Below are 16110 nucleotides of genomic sequence, written 5' to 3' on the forward strand. Positions count from 1 at the left end.
CCCTCATGAGGTACTGTACTCGTCTGCCAAAATCGCATCTGGTCGATTGAGGAACCCCTGCTGGAACCGACCGTCACAAAACGAACCGCGACGTCCGATGTGGAAGCGATTCGTGCTGACCCATCGAGTTCCGCGCTCACGACCCCGAGTCGCCGTTGCTCACTCCTCCTCGCTCAGGTCTCGAACCGTCAGGACCGGTGTCGTGGCTCGCCCCAGAACCGTTTCGGCGACGCTCCCCATCACGAACCGGTCGATGCCGGAGCGGCCGTGCGTCCCGAGAATCACGAGGTCGATGTCGTGGTCGTCCGCGTAGTCGAGAATTCGGTCCGCGGGGTGACCGTGAAGAACGTCACTGGTAGTCGCAACGCCGGTGTTCGAAATCCGAGCGACCACATCCGTGCACGCCTGCTCAGCTTGCTGGGCCATGAGTTCACGTCCCGACCCCTCGCGCATCAGTCGTGAATCGACGACCGAGACGACGTGTACGGTCGCATCGTACGCGGCGGCAAGCTCGCTGCAGTGGGAAATCGCCCGACGTGACCCTCGCGTTCCGTCGGTTGCGAGGAGGACATCCGTATACTCCGTCGCCGGAGCGGTTTCGACCGCTCGAACCGTCAGTACCGGCACCTTCGAAAGACGGACCACCTTCTTCGCGGTACTCCCAACGAGCCGGGCCTTGGAGCTTCCGGCACCCTCGGTTCCCATCGCTACGAGGTCGATGTCGTGCGCGTCGGTGTATTCTATGATCGACAGGAACGGGAGGCCCGTCGCAACCGTTTCCGTCACGTCGAGACCACGTTCGCGCGCCCGCTCTGCGACCGAAGCGGTCGCGTCCCGCCCCTCTTCGTTCAGCTTGGCTTCGAGCGGTTCGACCCGCTGTTCGGCCCGCGACCCGGAGAGATACGGCAAATCGACGACGTACAGCGTATGTACCGTCGCGTCGCACGCGGCGGCGAGCCGGATGCCGTGTGTAATCGCTGGCTTCGTCCCGTCTTTGCCGTCAGTCGGAATGAGAATCGAGTCGTACATCGAACCCCCACGAAGCGTTCGCCTCGAACCGACTTCAATTGCGTTCCCGATTCCGCGGGTGCGCTCTCCGGTGACTGCACTCCCTTCGAAAAGCGAGTGCCGCCGCGTCGTGGGTTACGAACTCCGTCTCACGACGACCACTGGGACATCGATAGTCCGAAGCAGCGTCGAGGCGACGCTTCCCAGAAACTGCCGCCCGACGTTCGACCGGCCGTGGGACGCCATGACGACGAGTTCGATGTCGTTTTCCCCGACGTACTCCCGGATGCCCGCCGCGGCACCCTCGAAGGACGTCGTGCGCTCCACGGCGGTTGTCACCGCTCCCGAAACGCCTTCTTCGACCTCACGTGCGACCTCCTCGACCGCGGTTTGCCCCCTCTCGTCGAGTCGTTCGACGAATTCGCTTTCCAAGCCGCCCGCGTCGAACGCCCCACCGGCCGCCTGAAGGTCCACGACGTTCAGGACGTGAACGGCCGAATCGTACTGCCGAGCGATTTCGATACCGGGCGGGACCGCGACGTCGGCGTTTTCGCTCCCGTCCGTCGGGATGAGGATGCGAGCGTAGTCGGTCGCGTTCGTCATCTCTTCCTCACCCTTGGGGACGACGAACACGGGAATCGTACTCCGATGAAGGAGTTGCTCTGTGACGCCGCCGAGGAGTTGTTTCCCAACCCCGGACATTCCTTGGCGACCGATGACGAGGAGGTTCGCGTTCCGTTCGTCGGCGAACTCGCTGATTTGGACGACGGGCTTGCCCTCCCGAAGCGCCGTCGTCACCGACTGTCCGCGTTCCGAAGCGATGTCCTCGATGTCCGCGAGGATTCGCTCGCCGCGCTCTCGAAGCCGTTCTTCTTCGTCGCCGCTCGTCGTGAGTCCGAGCGCTTTCCGTTCGACGACGTGGAGGACGTCGACTGTCGCGTCGAACTCCCCCGCGAATGCGAGACCGCGCCGCGCTGCCCGGTTCGCCTCGTCGCTTCCATCGACGGCGATCACGATGTGAGAGTACATTGTCCTACGGTGAGATTCGCTGTCCTCCCCCTTCACCGTTTGCCGGTGTGCCGTCGCCCGCGTCCATCGTCGGCGGTCATCGGTCGGCTGTTTTCCGTTCGCCGATTTCCCGCTCGACGCGCACCTCTCGCCGGTCGAGCGCCGCGAGCACGTGGGGGACGTCACGGTCGCCAACGACGTCGAACGCGGTGAGTTGTGGACGGAACGGGGCCTCCCGACGGGTCGCCAACTCGAAGAAACTGGGACCGAGCGACCGGAGCGTGACCCGGTCCACGTTCCGGGCGATGCCCGCGGCGTACAGGGCGTGATACGCGCCGATTCCCTCGCCGACGAACGAGACGCGCTCGGCGTCGGTTTCCGAGCGGAGGAACGACCCGGCGCGGAACACGTCGAAGACGCGCATTTCGAGGAGCGACGACCCCAATAGCAACGCGTCGTTCGCCAGTTTGAATTCGGTGCCGTACATGCCGTCGTGGTGGTCGGCCCAGTTCGGCACCGGGATATTTCGGTTCCGCACCGCGCCGACGCCGCGCGGGTCGAAGACGAACGCCGCCCCGTGCTCGCGCGCGAGCGACGCGACGTCTTCGCTCCGCTCCGGGAGTTCGTCCGTCCCGCGTTCGTACAGGACCACGGCGGGGGATTCGGCGGCCGATTCGGGGTCCGTGACCAACACGCCCGTACAAACGATGTCCGGGTCCCGTTCGGTTTTGAACCAGACGCGTTCGACCCGCACCCCGTCTGATTCGGTTCGACTGATGAAGCGCGGGAACAGTTCACAGCTCTCCCGGTCGGCGACGAACGTCTCGGTGAGCGTCCGTCGCAATCGCTCGGCGTACCCGCAGTCGGAATCGACGGTAGGTTTCGTCCCCGCATCCGGATACGTCTTCGTGACGTACTCCCGGATGAGGTCGTCTATCGTCCGTTCGTTCGCGTACGCGTCGCGGACGCTCCCACGAGGTGTACAGTGGAGTTCGGCTTCGTCGAGGGTCGGTAGCTCGTCGTGTGGTTCGTACTCGGTGTCGCCGAGTCGTTCACATAGCCACTCGAACACCTCGTCTCCGAGTTCGTACACGGAACAGTGTCCGGTATCGCTGACGACGAGGTTCACCCGTTCCCCGGCGTCGTAGATATCGTAGAGACGCCGGACGGAGGCGATCGTCTCGTGGACGCCTTCGATAGGAAAGTACCGGTCGGACGCCGCCGCGCCGATGCAGACCGGCCGGGGTGCCATCGCGGCCACGAGGTCGGCGTCGTCGATTCCCTCGGCGACGCTGCCGGTAATCGCCTGTTCGGCGTGGGTTCGTCCCCCCGTTTTCAGCCGCTCGTAGCGGTGCGAAATCGAACAGCAGGGGACCGCGACGTCGATTCGCTCGTCCAGAAGCGAGAGGTACAGGGTCTGTATGCCTCCGCCAGAGGTGCCCGCGACGCCGATTCGGTCGTCGTCCACGTCGTCGCGACTGTGGAGGTAATCGAGCGCACATCGGTCGTCGTTTATCATGTATCGCGCGAGGTTCGCCCCCGCGTAGAAGCACTTCTGGCCCGCGTAGCTGTGCGGAAACGTCCCGCCGCCGCCGCTCACGGCCGTTCCCTCTATCTCCACGTCGCGGTACTGCTTGCGTTCCCCCTGTCCTATCGGGTCGATGATGAGGACGACGAACCCGTGTAGCGCCAGTTCGATACACGCCTTCTGGTTCAACGGGTCGGATTTCGGCGGCTCGGCGTGGCCGCAGAGAAAGAGAATTCCCGGATGCGGCCCGTCGCCGTCGGGGACGTAACAGTTCGCGGTCACGTGGAAGTCGGGACGGCTTTCGAAGGTGAGCAATTCGACCGAGTACCCGTCTCCCCGACGGCGGCCGGTCGTCTCGACCGACAGGTCGTCGGGTCGCTCTGGGACGCCGCCGATACGCGAACGGAGCGTCGAGCGCACGCGCTCGCGGTGTGCTTCGAAGTCCTCTCGTGAATCGACGGCGGCCGTTCGGTCCCGTCCCTTCGAGCCGAGGTCGTCCGCACGCTGCAGCAAATAGCGGGAGAGCTGGTCTTCGACGTCGAAATACCCGTCCACGGCGTCGCCGAACCCGTCCATATACCCGTCGGTAACCAGTCAGTGCACAATAAGAATTTCCCGTTCGCTCGCCATCGACGTGTTCGAGAACTAGTTCGGGGGTGCGGAGTACGAAATCGTGACCGAGAGTCCGTCGGTGGCGTTGACCGACATCATCACGTCGGAGACGCGCGTGTAGTATTCGCTGGTGTGTTTCCCGGTCCGTCGAATACTGATGGTTTCCTCCAGCAGTCCGACGTCGGTGAGACAGTCGAGTTTCCGATACGTGGTCGAGAGCGGGATGTCACAGAGTTCGGAGATTTCCTTCGTCGAGAGGACGTCTTCGCCGGTCACGTCGAGGATTGCACGGCAGTCGGCGTCGTTTATCGTATCGAGAATCGCCTGTACCTCGGTGGCATCGGTGACGACCGTCGAATCGGTTGCGTATCCCTGTCGTACCTGCGTTCCGACCGCCGCCATAGATGATTGGCTCATATACTATTGGATGGCCGCTATCGAAACCAGTCTGCACCACTCATATCGGGGGTGCTTTATATACTCCTGCCGAATATCGGTGCGAGGCGGTTCGAAAAGGCAACCGAGCAGCACACCGTGTCACAGCACGTCTTCGAAAATCTTCGACTGTGCCGCGACCAGATGTTCGGTAAACGTCGATTGGGTGATACCGAGTTCCGCCGCGATTTCCGTCGCGTTCGCCCGTTTCGGTCGCTCGAAATACCCCTTCTCGTAGGCGGCTTGTAACACCTCCAGCTGTCTGTCCGTGAGTTTCCCTCGGTTTACGAACACCCGCTCTTCCGGTGTTCCTTCCAGCGGCGGTTGGAGTAACTGCTGCACGTCGACCGACGTGTACCGCTCCCGGAACTCCGCCATCACGTCCTGTAGCTGGCGGAAATCCTCCGCGTGGAACACGAGCGTCAGCACACCCTCCGCTGCGGTGTATCGGTGGACGGGACAGCCGAACTGACCGAGACACTCGCACGGACAGCACACGTCTCCTTCGTGCGCGATTCGATATAGATTCGACGACCCGTACGAGAACACCGGCTCCCTGTCTACGTCGTCCGGGAGGTCGTCCACAGCGGCGAAAAACTCGGTGACGCTCCCCGTCGAATTCGGTAGGGCGACGCTCGACGAGACGTGATTGATAGTCGTGTCCGCTGTCTCCGAGAACTGAGCGAGCGGACACTCACCCGGAGAATCGAATTTCACCGTCGCTCGTATCCCGGACGCCATCGTACCACTCCTGTCTTTCCCTCCGCGCACCTTTAGCGTACTGGTGGTGACGCACGCAGGAACCCCTGCCGTCCGTCGGCGTGGCGGTTCGACGGGTGTGTTCTCACGCCCTTGGAAATAGAGGACGTCATTTATCCCCAAACGACGTACTACAAACTAACGATGAGCAGGACCGAGAACTACACCTTCGTCTGTCCGGAGTGCGCTAGGTCAACCACGGTCGACTCCGCTATGAAGGACGCCCTTCTCGACCACGGATGCGCGGTCTGTGGGAGTGTCGTCTCGTCCGACGTGTTCACGCCCGTCTGAGCCGTTCGGCGGTACGTACCGACTGTGGTTGGGGTGGCCTATCGCAGTGGGAATAGTTTAAGGCAGAACGCGCGGTCGGTAAACGTACTGACCATGACACTCGCCCACGAAACTGAGATGACGGAGTCGGAAATCGACGATTTCCTCGGTGAGCACGAGACTGGCGTCTTATCTCTCGCTCAGGGCGAACAGCCGTATTCGATTCCCATCTCGTATGGGTACGACGCCAGTGAACGGACGTTCTTCATGCGACTCGTTTCGACGCCAGAGAGCGAGAAGCGACGCTTCCTCGCGTCCTCACCGCATGCCCGCCTCGTCGTGTACGATGAGACGGGCGACAAAACGACGTACAGAAGCGCCGTCGCCGTCGGACTGCTCGAAGAGATTCCCCCCGAAGAACTGACCGTCGAACACATCGAACAGTACGGTGCGGCAAAGCGTCCCCTCTTCGAAATCTGGGGCAAGTCGAAACAGAACCTCGACATCCAACTCTACGAATTCGAACCGACCACGTTGAGCGGCCGTCGAACGGAAATCGACCGCGAAGAGAACGAATAACGACCGTCGGGACCGAGAGCGTCGAAAAGACGAGCGAACGGTCGGGTTCCTAACACGGTGCGAAATTGTCCGGACTGACGGTCGCCCCACACACGGGACACCCGTGCGTGAGGGTCGCCTCGCGCATCGGCCCGTTGATTTCGATCTGTTGCCCACACTCCGAGCAGGTGAATTCGTATTCGTTCATTGGATATCGGTTCCTTCGTTGTGGAGACAGTTGCTAGTGATGCAATGTATCCGCCCTTATATAGATAGTTGCTAGCGCCGGAGTAATGAGTTTCCCCTCGACATATGGGGGAGTTTAAACGGGGAGGGGGCGACCGACTTTGCGGCGCATGATATACTCTATTCCACTATATGAATATCGGGTGTCATTCAGAGATAGGTGGGAAGAAATATCCATTTACACATACTAGTCAGAATAAAGTAGCTTTTATGGTGAGGGGCACTTAACGGGTCAATTGAGCGGTGATAAACTCGTTTAGAAATCATTGTCTGACTACCTTTCCAGACATCTATATTATTATTGGATGGATCTTAGAACGAACGAAGATCCGTCAGTTTATTTTTCCCGTACCCAATCGTGTTGGTTCTAACCCGGTAACTCTCAGCGCCCCTCCGAGTACCCGGCTGCGCTCCGCGGCGGCTGTATCCGTCGCGTTCCCTTCCCAGTAGAAGCCGCCGTGCTCGCGGTCGAGACAGCGGGGTACCAGAAATCGAGAACGGTACCGGTCATGATTCGTCGCAACTCGGGTAGAGATGCCTCTGCCAACGAGGTAAACTACCCGCTCGTACGAGAGGTAGCTCTCGATGAAAGTATATAATTCCTTCCCGTCGCTCGGGCGATTCCGACGCTCGATGCGATTGCCGATAATCACAGTCTACCGCGTCGTGTTTCCGTGGTTCGCTTGCGACCGAACTGGTGACCTACACGGCGGCAAAAGTCATTCGAATGGCAAGCAATAGTCGAATCCCGTTTTCGGCTTCAGTTACGGAACTACTCCATCCAGTCGAGGTACGTCGTGTTGACCTCGATGACGCCCGCGACGTTCCGAATCTCCTGTGGGATGTCCTCGGAGAAGGTCTCGTCGTCGATTCGGTCCACGGGACCGCTGACGCTGATCGCGCCGAGGAGCTCGTCCATCTCGGTCACCAGCGCGGTTGCGACGCAACGGACCCCCTCGAACTGCTCTTCGTCGTCGAAGGCGATGCCACGGGACCGGATATCGTCTATTTCTGCGCGGAGCGAGGATTCATCGACGATAGTGTTGTCCGTGTGTCTGGGTAATGCTCCCCATTCGAGGGCGTCGTCGATACGCTCGTCGTCCATCGCCGCGAGCATCGCCTTTCCGGCGGCCGTGCTGTGGAGGTCCTCTTGGGTCCCGAGGTGGGTTCGTATCCCCGAGCGGTCGTGATGAGTGGACTGGTAGAGCGTGACTCCGTAACCGCCCCGCTCGACGACCAGACGGGCCGTTTCGTCCGTCGTCTTCGCGAGTCTATCGACCCCTTCCTTGCCGATTTGAAAGACCTTCTCCCGCTCGCGCACTTCCCCGCCATACGTCAGGGGCCGAAGACCGAGTTGATACTTCCCGTCGCATCGCTCGACGAAATCGTGTTCGAGGAGCGTCGCGAGGTAGTGGTGTATCGACCCCTTCGAGAGTCCCACGTCGTCGCTCAGTTCGGTAACGCCCATCGGCTCGTTCGCTTCCAGCGCCTCCAGAATCCGAAACGCGTTCCCCACCGATTTGATGGTCTTGCTCCCGTGACCGTTTCGCGCCATGACCTTACCTGTATCCCGTCGATATATGAATGTATCCCTCGATTTGATGGTGTCAAACGCCGTCCGTCACTCGTTGTCGGTGTAGATGCGCTCGACGAGGCGTTGGACGGCGAGCGCTTGCTCGACCGTGTTGATGTCCGGTGTGTCGTTCGCCGCAACGGCGTCGAGGAACGCCCGTATCTGCTCCCGGTACGGGTTGTTCCGGTTCGCGGTGACGGACGTGTCGAGGTAGTGGTCCACACCCCCGCTCCGGGTCTCGAAGAATTCGAGCGTCTGGTCCACCTCGCCGTCCGTGTTGGGGATGTCCGTGATGTCCAAGAGCGCCCCGGCCTCCGTGCCGTGGATTTGATACGCGTGTACGGAATCGGCGTTGACCGCCCACGCGGTTTCCATCGTCGCCGTCCTGTCGCCTTCGAACTCCAGGAACGCCGACGCCGAATCTTCCACGTCGAACATGTTTGCGTCGTCGTCCTCGCCCCACATGTCGAGGTACGCGTAGGACTCCTGATTGCCGAAATCTCGTCGCGTGGTCGAAGCGACGTCGGCCACGGTCGGTTCGTCGAGGAAGTAAAAGAGCAGGTCTATCACGTGGATACCGATATCGATGAGCGCGCCGCCGCCCGCCAGTTCCTTCGAGGTGTACCACGACCCGCGGCCGGGGACGCCGCGGCGGCGCATGTACGCCGACTGAACGTGCGTTATCTCCCCGAAAAATCCCCTGTCGATGTACCATTTGAGTATCTTGCAGACGTTCAGAAATCGGCTCTGAAAGCCGACCATGCAGGTTTGGCCCGTCTCGGCCGCGGTGTCAGCGATGCGTTCCGCGGACGCCAACGTGTGGGCTAACGGTTTCTCCATGAACACGTCGATACCCCGCTTCATCGCGGCCGTCGCGACCGGTTCGTGGAACTTGTTCGGCGTGGTGATGACGACGGCGTTCAGGTCCTCCTCGAACAGTTCGGTCGGACTCTCAAAGTGGGCACTCCCGAACCGCCGCTCGAACCGATTTCGAGCGTCCGGACTCGCGTCCGAACCGTACACTCGCTGGTCGAAATCAACGAGCGTCTGTGCACGGTTCAACCCGTGCGTTCCGAGGCCGACGACCCCGACGTCGAGCGTTTGGTCGTTACGCATGCCCATGGCTCTGGCGGCAACGATATTCAGTTTTCCCTGTCGCCTCCGCCGAGACCGACCGCTATCCGACGGCCGACCCGACGGTATGCGTTTCGATACGATTTCCGAGAAAGCAACTGTTTTCACCCGCCCGTTCGAGTGGTACGAGTATGGCACGACCAGCCGTGCAATTGTACTCGCTCCGTACCGTAGACGAACCCCTCGCGAAACTGATTACCCGTGCGGGGGACGCCGGATTCGAGGGCGTCGAATTCGCGAACCGAATCACCGACACCGACGCCGACGCCGTGAAAGCGGCGCTCGACGACGGCGGAATCGAATCCGTCGCCGCGCACGTCGGTATCGACGAACTGGAGGAGGACCTCGACGAGACGGTCTCGTTCTATCGCTCGTTCGGCTGTGACCGGCTCGTCGTCCCGTGGCTCGACCCGGAGCACTTCGAGAGCGAAGCGGCCATCGACGAAACCGCGGAGCGACTCACGTCGCTCGCGCGGGCGGTCGCGGAACACGACGTCGAACTGGGCTACCACAACCACGACCACGAGTTCGAGACGGTCGGAGCCCGCCCCGCGTTCGAACGGTTCGCGGAGGCGTCCGGGGACGCGCTCGAACTCGAAGTTGACCTCGGCTGGGCGACGGCGACGGGCGCGGACCCGACGGCGTTCCTCGAACGCTGGAGCGACAGGATTCCGCTCGTTCACGTCTCCGACGCCGACGAGACGCGCTCGCCGACGGAGGTCGGGGACGGCGTGCTGGACGTCCCGGCCTGTGCGAGCGCCGTCCGCGATGCCGGTGTCGAGTGGGCGATTTACGAACACGACGAACCCGAAGCTCCGTTGGAATCGCTCTCCCACGGAGGCGGCGTTTTGGGACGGTTCTAACGACCGGCGAAAAAGGCCCCGAATTCACGATTTCCCGTTGCTCCGGTTCCCGACCGCATCGTTCACTCCATCGTGATCGTGACGAGTCCGTCGAAGTTGAGTATCACTTGCTGTGCGAAATCGCCGAAGAGCGCCTTTCCCGTCGGAGAGCGCCCCGTTCCGACGACGAAGGCGTGGTCGCAGTCGTATTTCTCACCCGCCTCGACGACGCGGGACCCGCGTTCTTTGTCCCCGACGACGGCGGCGACGGTCGTGAACTCGACGCCCATCCCGTCGAGGACACCGGCGGCGAACGCCGCGGCGTCGTCGGCCGCCGCCTCCGTGACGGCACCGGTGTCGTAGCTCACGTTCTCGACTTTCCCGACCGATTCGAGCGTCTCGACGCCCTTTTCGTACTCCGATTCGTCGAGGAAGGTCAGTACCACGAGTTTCGCGTCGGCCGCGGCGGCCCACTGCCCGGCCTCACGGAGAAGTGTTTCGTGCGCTTCCGTCTCGTCGATGGCTATCACTCCACGTTTCATACCCACGGTAGGCGAATTGACCACTATAAAATAACGGGGTAGTGGCAACGAACGAATCCGGTGAGACGGAAAACGGGGCGCAACAGGGGAAACCACTATGATACCGCTCTCCCACTGAGTACATGTCTCAATGAGTGAGCACACCGTCGCGATAGTCGGGACTGGGCCAGACCCATCCAACCCGACCGTCAAAGGATTCGCTATGGGGTATCGACACGCGGAAGCGTACACGAACCACGACGACTGCCGCCTCGTCGGCTGTGCGGATATCGTCCCGGAGAACGCCGTAGCCTTCGCCGACGCGTTCGACATTCCGGACGACGGTATCTTCGAATCGTACGAGAAGATGCTCGACGCGCTGGAACCGGACATCGTAAGCGTCACCGTTCCACCCGCGATACACGCCGATATCGTCGTCGGCTGTGCTCGGCGCGACGTCGAAGCGATTCACTGCGAGAAACCGATGGCGACCGAATGGGCGGACGCCAGACGGATGGTACAGGAGTGTCACCGTCGAGACGTCCAACTGACGTTCAACCGACAGCGGCGCTTCGGCCGTCCGTTCACGGAGGCCAAACGGCTGCTCGATGCGGGAGAAATCGGCGAGCTTCGTCGTGTCGAAATCGGCTGGGGCGACTTCTACGACACCGGCGCGCACACCGTCGACCTCGCCGGAATGTTCAACGACGACCGACCGGCCGAGTGGGTCATCGCGGGGTTGGACTACCGGGACGAGGACGTTCGGTTCGGCGTGCATCAGGAGAACCAGATGTGGGCGCAGTGGCGCTACACGAACGGCGTGTACGGCATGGCTTCCACCGAACCCGAGGCAGAATTCGTCGACGCGGCGCTCCTTCTCCGCGGAACGGAGGGCATCATCAGAATCGACGCGACCGACGGTCCGATGCTCGAACTCGAACGGGGCGGGACCAAAACGGAAATCGACGTCGGCGGCGAAACGATGCACCACACGGGAGCGGAGGAGGGACGATACGGCTCCGAGTTCCACGACCGTGCGGTCGCAGAAATCGTCGATTCGCTCGAAACGGGTGCGGAATCTACCATCAGCGGCCGCATCGGACTCAACACGACCGAGATACTGTTCGCGGGCTACGAATCGGTACGCCGTCGCGGACGGGTGGACTTACCCCTCGACATCGATGACAACCCGCTCACATCGATGGTGGATTCGGGTGCTATCGTCCCCGAACCAGCCCTCGAGGAAGCCGAGCAGTAGACGGAGAACTTTCTTTTCGCGTCGTTCGACGCCGTTCGACTGGTTTTCCGGTGGCGGAATCGAAAAACGGGTTGCGGAAACGGGTACAGCGCTCGAATCAGTCCATCTCGACGCCGCCGCTCGTCGAACCGGGGTCGGACTCGGGTTCCACGCCGTCGAGTGGCTCGCTGTTCCAGTACTCGTGTCGCTCGTCGGCCCGGAAACACGCCGCTTCCGACGATTCATCGACCGAAATCGAGTCGGGCGTCTCGCGCGTACAGACCCCCCGCGCCTTCGGACAGCGCGTGTGGAATCGACAGCCCGACGGCGGGTTTATCGGGTCTGGAACGTCGATCTTCCGCATCGGGAAGTCGCTCGTGACGGACATGTTCATACCGAGGTTCGGCGTCGCCCAGCGGAGCACCTCGGTGTACGGGTGCTGTGGGTTCTGGATGAGTCGCTCGGCGGGACCGAGTTCTGCGAGCTTCCCGAGGTACATCACGCCGATTCTCCCCCCGCCGTGTTCGGTGAAGTAGCGGGCGTTCGAGAGGTCGTGCGAGATGAACACGTAGGACGTGTCGAACACGTCCTGCAGTTCGAGCATGAGGTCCATCATCTCGACGCGCAACGAGACGTCCAGCGCGCTGATAGCCTCGTCCGCCAGAATCACGTCCGGGTTCATCAACAGCGCGCGGCTGAGGACGACGCGCTGTTTCTCCCCGCCCGACAGTTGATGGGGGTAGCGCTCGGCGAAGTCCGGTGCCGGACTCATGCCAACTCTGTCGAGCAGCGAGTAGATTCGCTCCCGTCGCTCGCCGGTGCTGAGACCGGGACTGACCTGCCGGAGCGGTTCGGAGAGGATGGACACGATGCGACGGTTGGGATTCAGCGAACTCCCCGGGTCTTGGTGGATTATCTGTAGCGACCGGCGCACGTCGCTCCACGCGATGTCCGCGTCGCTGTTTCCGTCCCGGATATCCCAGATGTCGTGGCCCTTGTACTCGACGCTCCCGGCGGTCGGCCGTTGGAGTCCGATGGCCGTCTTGCCGAGCGTCGTCTTTCCGCACCCGGACTCGCCGACGAGCGAAATGACGTCGTTTTCCTCGATGTCGATGGTGACTCCATCGACGGCGCGGACAGTCTGTGCCTCCCCGTCGAAATCGAGGAGTCCGGGCTCGTTCTCGAAGTGGACCTCCACGTTCTTCAGTGAGAGGAGCGGCGCGTCGCTCACCGGTCCTCACCTCCCGGCCGTTCGGACGGATGTTCCAATAGGTCTTCGTAGTTCAACGCTATTTCCTCCCGTGCTTCCTCCCAGTGGAAACACGCGGCCGCGTGGTTCGGCGACGGCGTTTCGAACGCTGGGTCGTTTCGGACGCACTCGCTGGTTGCGAGCGGGCACCGCGGATGGTACGAACAGCCGTCCGGGACGTTGATGGGTGCCGGACTCTGGCCTTCGATGGGACGCATCTCCTCCAGCGGCGCGTTCAGACTCGGCGTCGAGTTCAGCAGCGCCCGCGTGTACGGATGTGCCGCGTCGTCGACTATCTCCTCGGCCGGTCCGACTTCCACGATGTCGAAGGCGTACATCACCGCGAGCCTGTCCGCCAGCGCGGCAACGAGCGGCAGGTCGTGGGTGATGAACACCATCGTCAGGTCGTACTTCTCCCGAAGCTCCTTCAGCAGGATGAGAATTGACTGTTGCATCAGCAGGTCGAGCGCGGCGGTTGGTTCGTCCATCACGAGGATATCGGGTTCCAGCACCAGCGACAGCGCGATGAGCGCCCGCTGTTGCATGCCGCCGGAGAGTTCGTGTGGGTACGAAGCGAGGACGCGCTCGGGGTCGAGGTAGAGGTCCGAGAGGAGTTCTCGCGCCCGCTCCATTCCCGCCGTTCGGTCGGCGTCGTGCGCGTCCAACGTGTCGTGGAAGTGGTCACCGATGGACATCGTTGGATTGAACGAACTCATCGCACCCTGGAACACCATCGATATCTGCTCCCAGCGCATCGACCGTAGTCCTTCGTCGCTCTGTTCGAGGACGTCGATTTCCGTCCCCCCGTCCGGGCGGTAGACGACCCGTCCTTCGAGTATCCCGGGGTCGGGAATGGCATCGAGGATGGTCTCGGCGAACATCGATTTGCCGGACCCGCTCTCGCCCACGACGCCGACGATTTCGTTGCGCCCGATGTCGAGACTTACGTCGTTCAGGACGTACGACTCGCCGTCGTCGTAGGTGACCGACGCGTTCTGTATACTCAGTATCGGATCCGTTACCTCGGAGGAGTGAACGTTCGTTTGTTCGGATATCATTGTGACATCACCTCGGTGTTCTCGTCTGACTCTTCGAGCGACGACGATTCTCCCGCGAGACGGGTTCTGACGCGGGGGTTGAACACGCGGTCGAGACCCTGTGCGAGCAGGATGAGCGACAGCGCGATACCCATTATCATGACCATCGGCACGACCAGTTGGTACAGCGCGCTCGTCCCGACGAGGGCACCGGCCTGCTTGTACGCGTTGTTCAGCTGGATTCCCCAGTTCGGAACCGACGTCGGGAGGATTCCCAGATAGTAGAGACCGACCGACGTGAAGACGACGTACCGGGCCGCGTTGGCGAAGTTGACCAGCACGAACGGCATCAGGTTCGGGATGATGTCCTTGAACAGGATGCGCGGCGTGCTGACGCCCATCGTCCGCGAGGCCTCCACGTAGGACGCCTCGCGCAGGGTGAGCACTTGGGACCGGATGGACCGTCCCAACCCGGCCCAGTAGTTGACGGTGATGAGGATGCCGATGAGGACGGGGTTGTCCGGTCGAAAGACCACGGCCAACACCATGATGAGGGGAAGCCCCGGAATCGTCATCGCGATGTCGGAAAACGACGTCAGCACGGCGTCGACGGTTCCGCCGCTGTACCCGGCGACGGTCCCGATGACCAGCGCGATGGCGGTCGCGAAGATGCCACCGGTTGCGATCATGATGAGCATCGATGGCGTCGCGTGAATCGCCATCGCCAGCACGTCCACGCCGGACTGGGTGGACCCCAGCGGCGCGCTCCAGTCCTGAAACGGCGCGAGATTCCGCGGCACTTGGTTCGAAATCGGCTCGGGGTAGAACCACGCGCCGACGGTTCCGATGAGGATGTAGACGGTGAGGATGATACCGCCGATTCGGGTTCGGCGGTCGTCCCACGCGACGAGGCCCGGCTTGTAGACGAACTCCGTGTAGAAGTCCCCGAGTCGTTCCTTCCACGTGACCTCGACGTCCGAGGTGGTCGTCTCGAAGCTGAACTCCTCGACCCTCGACCCGCCGTCGGCGACGGCGTTCGAGTCGTCAGTACGCTTCACTGGAATCACCCGATTGAACCCGCGGGTCGATCCTTCCGTAACTCAGGTCGGCGATGTACACCGAGAGCACGAGCGCCGTCGTGATGACGAGGAAGATACCCATCATCAGCGGATAGTCGCGGTTCTGTAACCCCTGAAACAGGTAGTAGCCGACGCCCGGATAGGTGAATATCTGTTCGAGGATGACGGACCCGCCGAGGTTGAACCCGATGAGGGTCAGAAAGCCCGTGTACATCGGGAGGACGGCGTTCCGTCCCACGTACCACACCGAGATGCGGCGGTCCGAGAGGCCGCGAAGTCGTGCGACCCGAACGTAGTCCTCGCCGAGCACCTGAATGCTGTTCCCCCGCATCGCGAGCGCCTGCAATCCGGCTCCGGAAATGACGAGGGAGACGATGGGCAGGAACGCGTGATAGAGTGCGTCGGTGACGAACTGGAGCGTGAATCCGGGTTCGACGCCGGGGCTGAGCCGATACCGAACCGGCAGCACCTGATACTTGTATCCGAGCAGGACTACCAGCCCGATGGCGAGGACGTAGAACGGTATCGAGGAGAGCAGAATCGACAGGCTGCTCGACACCATGTCGAATCTGGTTCCTTCCTTGTACGCCATCAATGCGCCCCAGACGATGGCGATGGCGAAGATGATTATCGTCGCCGTCACCATGACGAATATCGTCCACGGTAGCGCTTCGCCGATGATGCTCGCGACAGTTCGCGGGTACGTGAACGACTTCCCCATGTCGCCGTGGAGCAGCGCCGTGATGTAATCGAAGTACTGGGCGTAGAGCGGCGCGTCCGGTTGGAGGTTCTGGTACGTCTCGATGATGGAGTTGATCTGCTGTGGCGGGTATCCCTGTCGGATCAACTTTCCTCGGAGCTGGGTCAACGGCCCTCCCGGCAACAGCCGAATCATGCCGAACGTGAGCGTGACGACGAGCCAGAGGGTCAGAAGCGCCCGTGCCGTTCGTTTAACGTAGTAGTTGGCCATGGTTTCGATATATCCTTCGCAGTGGTATATAGTGTGGATGCGTT

17 protein-coding genes are annotated in these 16110 nt (G+C 61.8%); 4 read left to right on the forward strand and 13 right to left on the reverse strand.

The window, feature by feature from the left end; translation table 11 throughout:
* Positions 1-159: 159 nt before the first annotated feature.
* The 5 genes from OPC11_RS12215 to OPC11_RS12235 all read right to left on the reverse strand — a co-directional run bounded on the left by OPC11_RS12215 (position 160) and on the right by OPC11_RS12235 (position 5332).
* On the reverse strand, positions 160-1029 hold the full coding sequence (locus tag OPC11_RS12215; protein ID WP_264782045.1) for a universal stress protein: 870 nt from the start codon (positions 1027-1029) through the stop codon (positions 160-162).
* Positions 1030-1143: 114 nt separating this feature from the next.
* On the reverse strand, positions 1144-2037 hold the full coding sequence (locus tag OPC11_RS12220; protein ID WP_264782046.1) for a universal stress protein: 894 nt from the start codon (positions 2035-2037) through the stop codon (positions 1144-1146).
* Positions 2038-2113: 76 nt separating this feature from the next.
* On the reverse strand, positions 2114-4120 hold the full coding sequence (locus tag OPC11_RS12225; protein ID WP_264782047.1) for an acetylxylan esterase: 2007 nt from the start codon (positions 4118-4120) through the stop codon (positions 2114-2116).
* 69 nt (positions 4121-4189) lie between these two features.
* On the reverse strand, positions 4190-4573 hold the full coding sequence (locus tag OPC11_RS12230) for a helix-turn-helix domain-containing protein (protein WP_264782048.1): 384 nt from the start codon (positions 4571-4573) through the stop codon (positions 4190-4192).
* 120 nt (positions 4574-4693) lie between these two features.
* Entirely contained in the window at positions 4694-5332 is a 639-nt protein-coding gene (locus OPC11_RS12235) for a helix-turn-helix domain-containing protein (protein ID WP_264782049.1), read from the reverse strand.
* 162 nt (positions 5333-5494) lie between these two features.
* Here OPC11_RS12235 and OPC11_RS12240 point away from each other — a divergent pair, with 162 nt between their 5' ends.
* Both OPC11_RS12240 and OPC11_RS12245 read left to right on the forward strand, forming a co-directional pair.
* A complete protein-coding gene (locus tag OPC11_RS12240; protein ID WP_171970527.1) occupies positions 5495-5641 on the forward strand; it encodes a hypothetical protein in 147 nt (48 codons plus the stop codon).
* 93 nt (positions 5642-5734) lie between these two features.
* Positions 5735-6199: a pyridoxamine 5'-phosphate oxidase family protein gene (locus tag OPC11_RS12245; protein WP_007983076.1), complete on the forward strand. Its 465-nt coding sequence runs from the start codon at positions 5735-5737 to the stop codon at positions 6197-6199.
* Between the two features lie 49 nt (positions 6200-6248).
* Here OPC11_RS12245 and OPC11_RS12250 read toward each other — a convergent pair whose 3' ends face one another.
* From OPC11_RS12250 to OPC11_RS12260, 3 genes are all read right to left on the reverse strand, one after another.
* Positions 6249-6386 carry an FmdB family zinc ribbon protein gene (locus tag OPC11_RS12250; protein WP_007983078.1) on the reverse strand — a complete coding sequence of 46 codons (138 nt, stop codon included), beginning with the start codon at positions 6384-6386 and terminating at the stop codon, positions 6249-6251.
* Positions 6387-7196: 810 nt separating this feature from the next.
* Positions 7197-7979 (reverse strand): IclR family transcriptional regulator, encoded by a 783-nt coding sequence (locus tag OPC11_RS12255; protein ID WP_264782050.1) that lies wholly within the window; start codon positions 7977-7979, stop codon positions 7197-7199.
* A gap of 66 nt (positions 7980-8045) precedes the next feature.
* Complete coding sequence (locus tag OPC11_RS12260) at positions 8046-9113, reverse strand: Gfo/Idh/MocA family oxidoreductase (protein WP_264782051.1); 1068 nt, start codon at positions 9111-9113, stop codon at positions 8046-8048.
* Positions 9114-9262: 149 nt separating this feature from the next.
* Between OPC11_RS12260 and OPC11_RS12265 the strand changes: the two genes are divergently transcribed.
* A complete protein-coding gene (locus OPC11_RS12265) occupies positions 9263-9994 on the forward strand; it encodes a sugar phosphate isomerase/epimerase (RefSeq protein WP_264782052.1) in 732 nt (243 codons plus the stop codon).
* A gap of 62 nt (positions 9995-10056) precedes the next feature.
* Here OPC11_RS12265 and OPC11_RS12270 read toward each other — a convergent pair whose 3' ends face one another.
* Positions 10057-10515 (reverse strand): universal stress protein, encoded by a 459-nt coding sequence (locus tag OPC11_RS12270; protein ID WP_264782053.1) that lies wholly within the window; start codon positions 10513-10515, stop codon positions 10057-10059.
* A 202-nt stretch (positions 10516-10717) separates the two neighbouring features.
* Here OPC11_RS12270 and OPC11_RS12275 point away from each other — a divergent pair, with 202 nt between their 5' ends.
* Entirely contained in the window at positions 10718-11752 is a 1035-nt protein-coding gene (locus OPC11_RS12275; RefSeq protein WP_264782054.1) for a Gfo/Idh/MocA family oxidoreductase, read from the forward strand.
* 97 nt (positions 11753-11849) lie between these two features.
* Here OPC11_RS12275 and OPC11_RS12280 read toward each other — a convergent pair whose 3' ends face one another.
* Genes OPC11_RS12280 through OPC11_RS12295 form a run of 4 tightly spaced genes read right to left on the reverse strand, consistent with a single transcriptional unit; the run spans position 11850 to position 16066 of the window.
* Complete coding sequence (locus OPC11_RS12280; RefSeq protein ID WP_264782055.1) at positions 11850-12962, reverse strand: ABC transporter ATP-binding protein; 1113 nt, start codon at positions 12960-12962, stop codon at positions 11850-11852.
* On the reverse strand, positions 12959-14038 hold the full coding sequence (locus OPC11_RS12285) for an oligopeptide/dipeptide ABC transporter ATP-binding protein (RefSeq protein ID WP_007983091.1): 1080 nt from the start codon (positions 14036-14038) through the stop codon (positions 12959-12961). The genes OPC11_RS12280 and OPC11_RS12285 overlap by 4 nt, the downstream gene beginning before the upstream one ends.
* Positions 14035-15075, reverse strand: coding sequence for an ABC transporter permease (locus OPC11_RS12290; protein WP_007983093.1), 1041 nt, complete (start codon positions 15073-15075; stop codon positions 14035-14037). The genes OPC11_RS12285 and OPC11_RS12290 overlap by 4 nt, the downstream gene beginning before the upstream one ends.
* A complete protein-coding gene (locus OPC11_RS12295; protein ID WP_264782056.1) occupies positions 15062-16066 on the reverse strand; it encodes an ABC transporter permease in 1005 nt (334 codons plus the stop codon). Before OPC11_RS12295 ends, OPC11_RS12290 begins: the two co-directional genes overlap by 14 nt.
* Positions 16067-16110: the final 44 nt, after the last annotated feature.

Source organism: Haladaptatus sp. T7, assembly GCF_026008575.1.
Lineage (GTDB): Archaea > Halobacteriota > Halobacteria > Halobacteriales > Haladaptataceae > Haladaptatus > Haladaptatus paucihalophilus.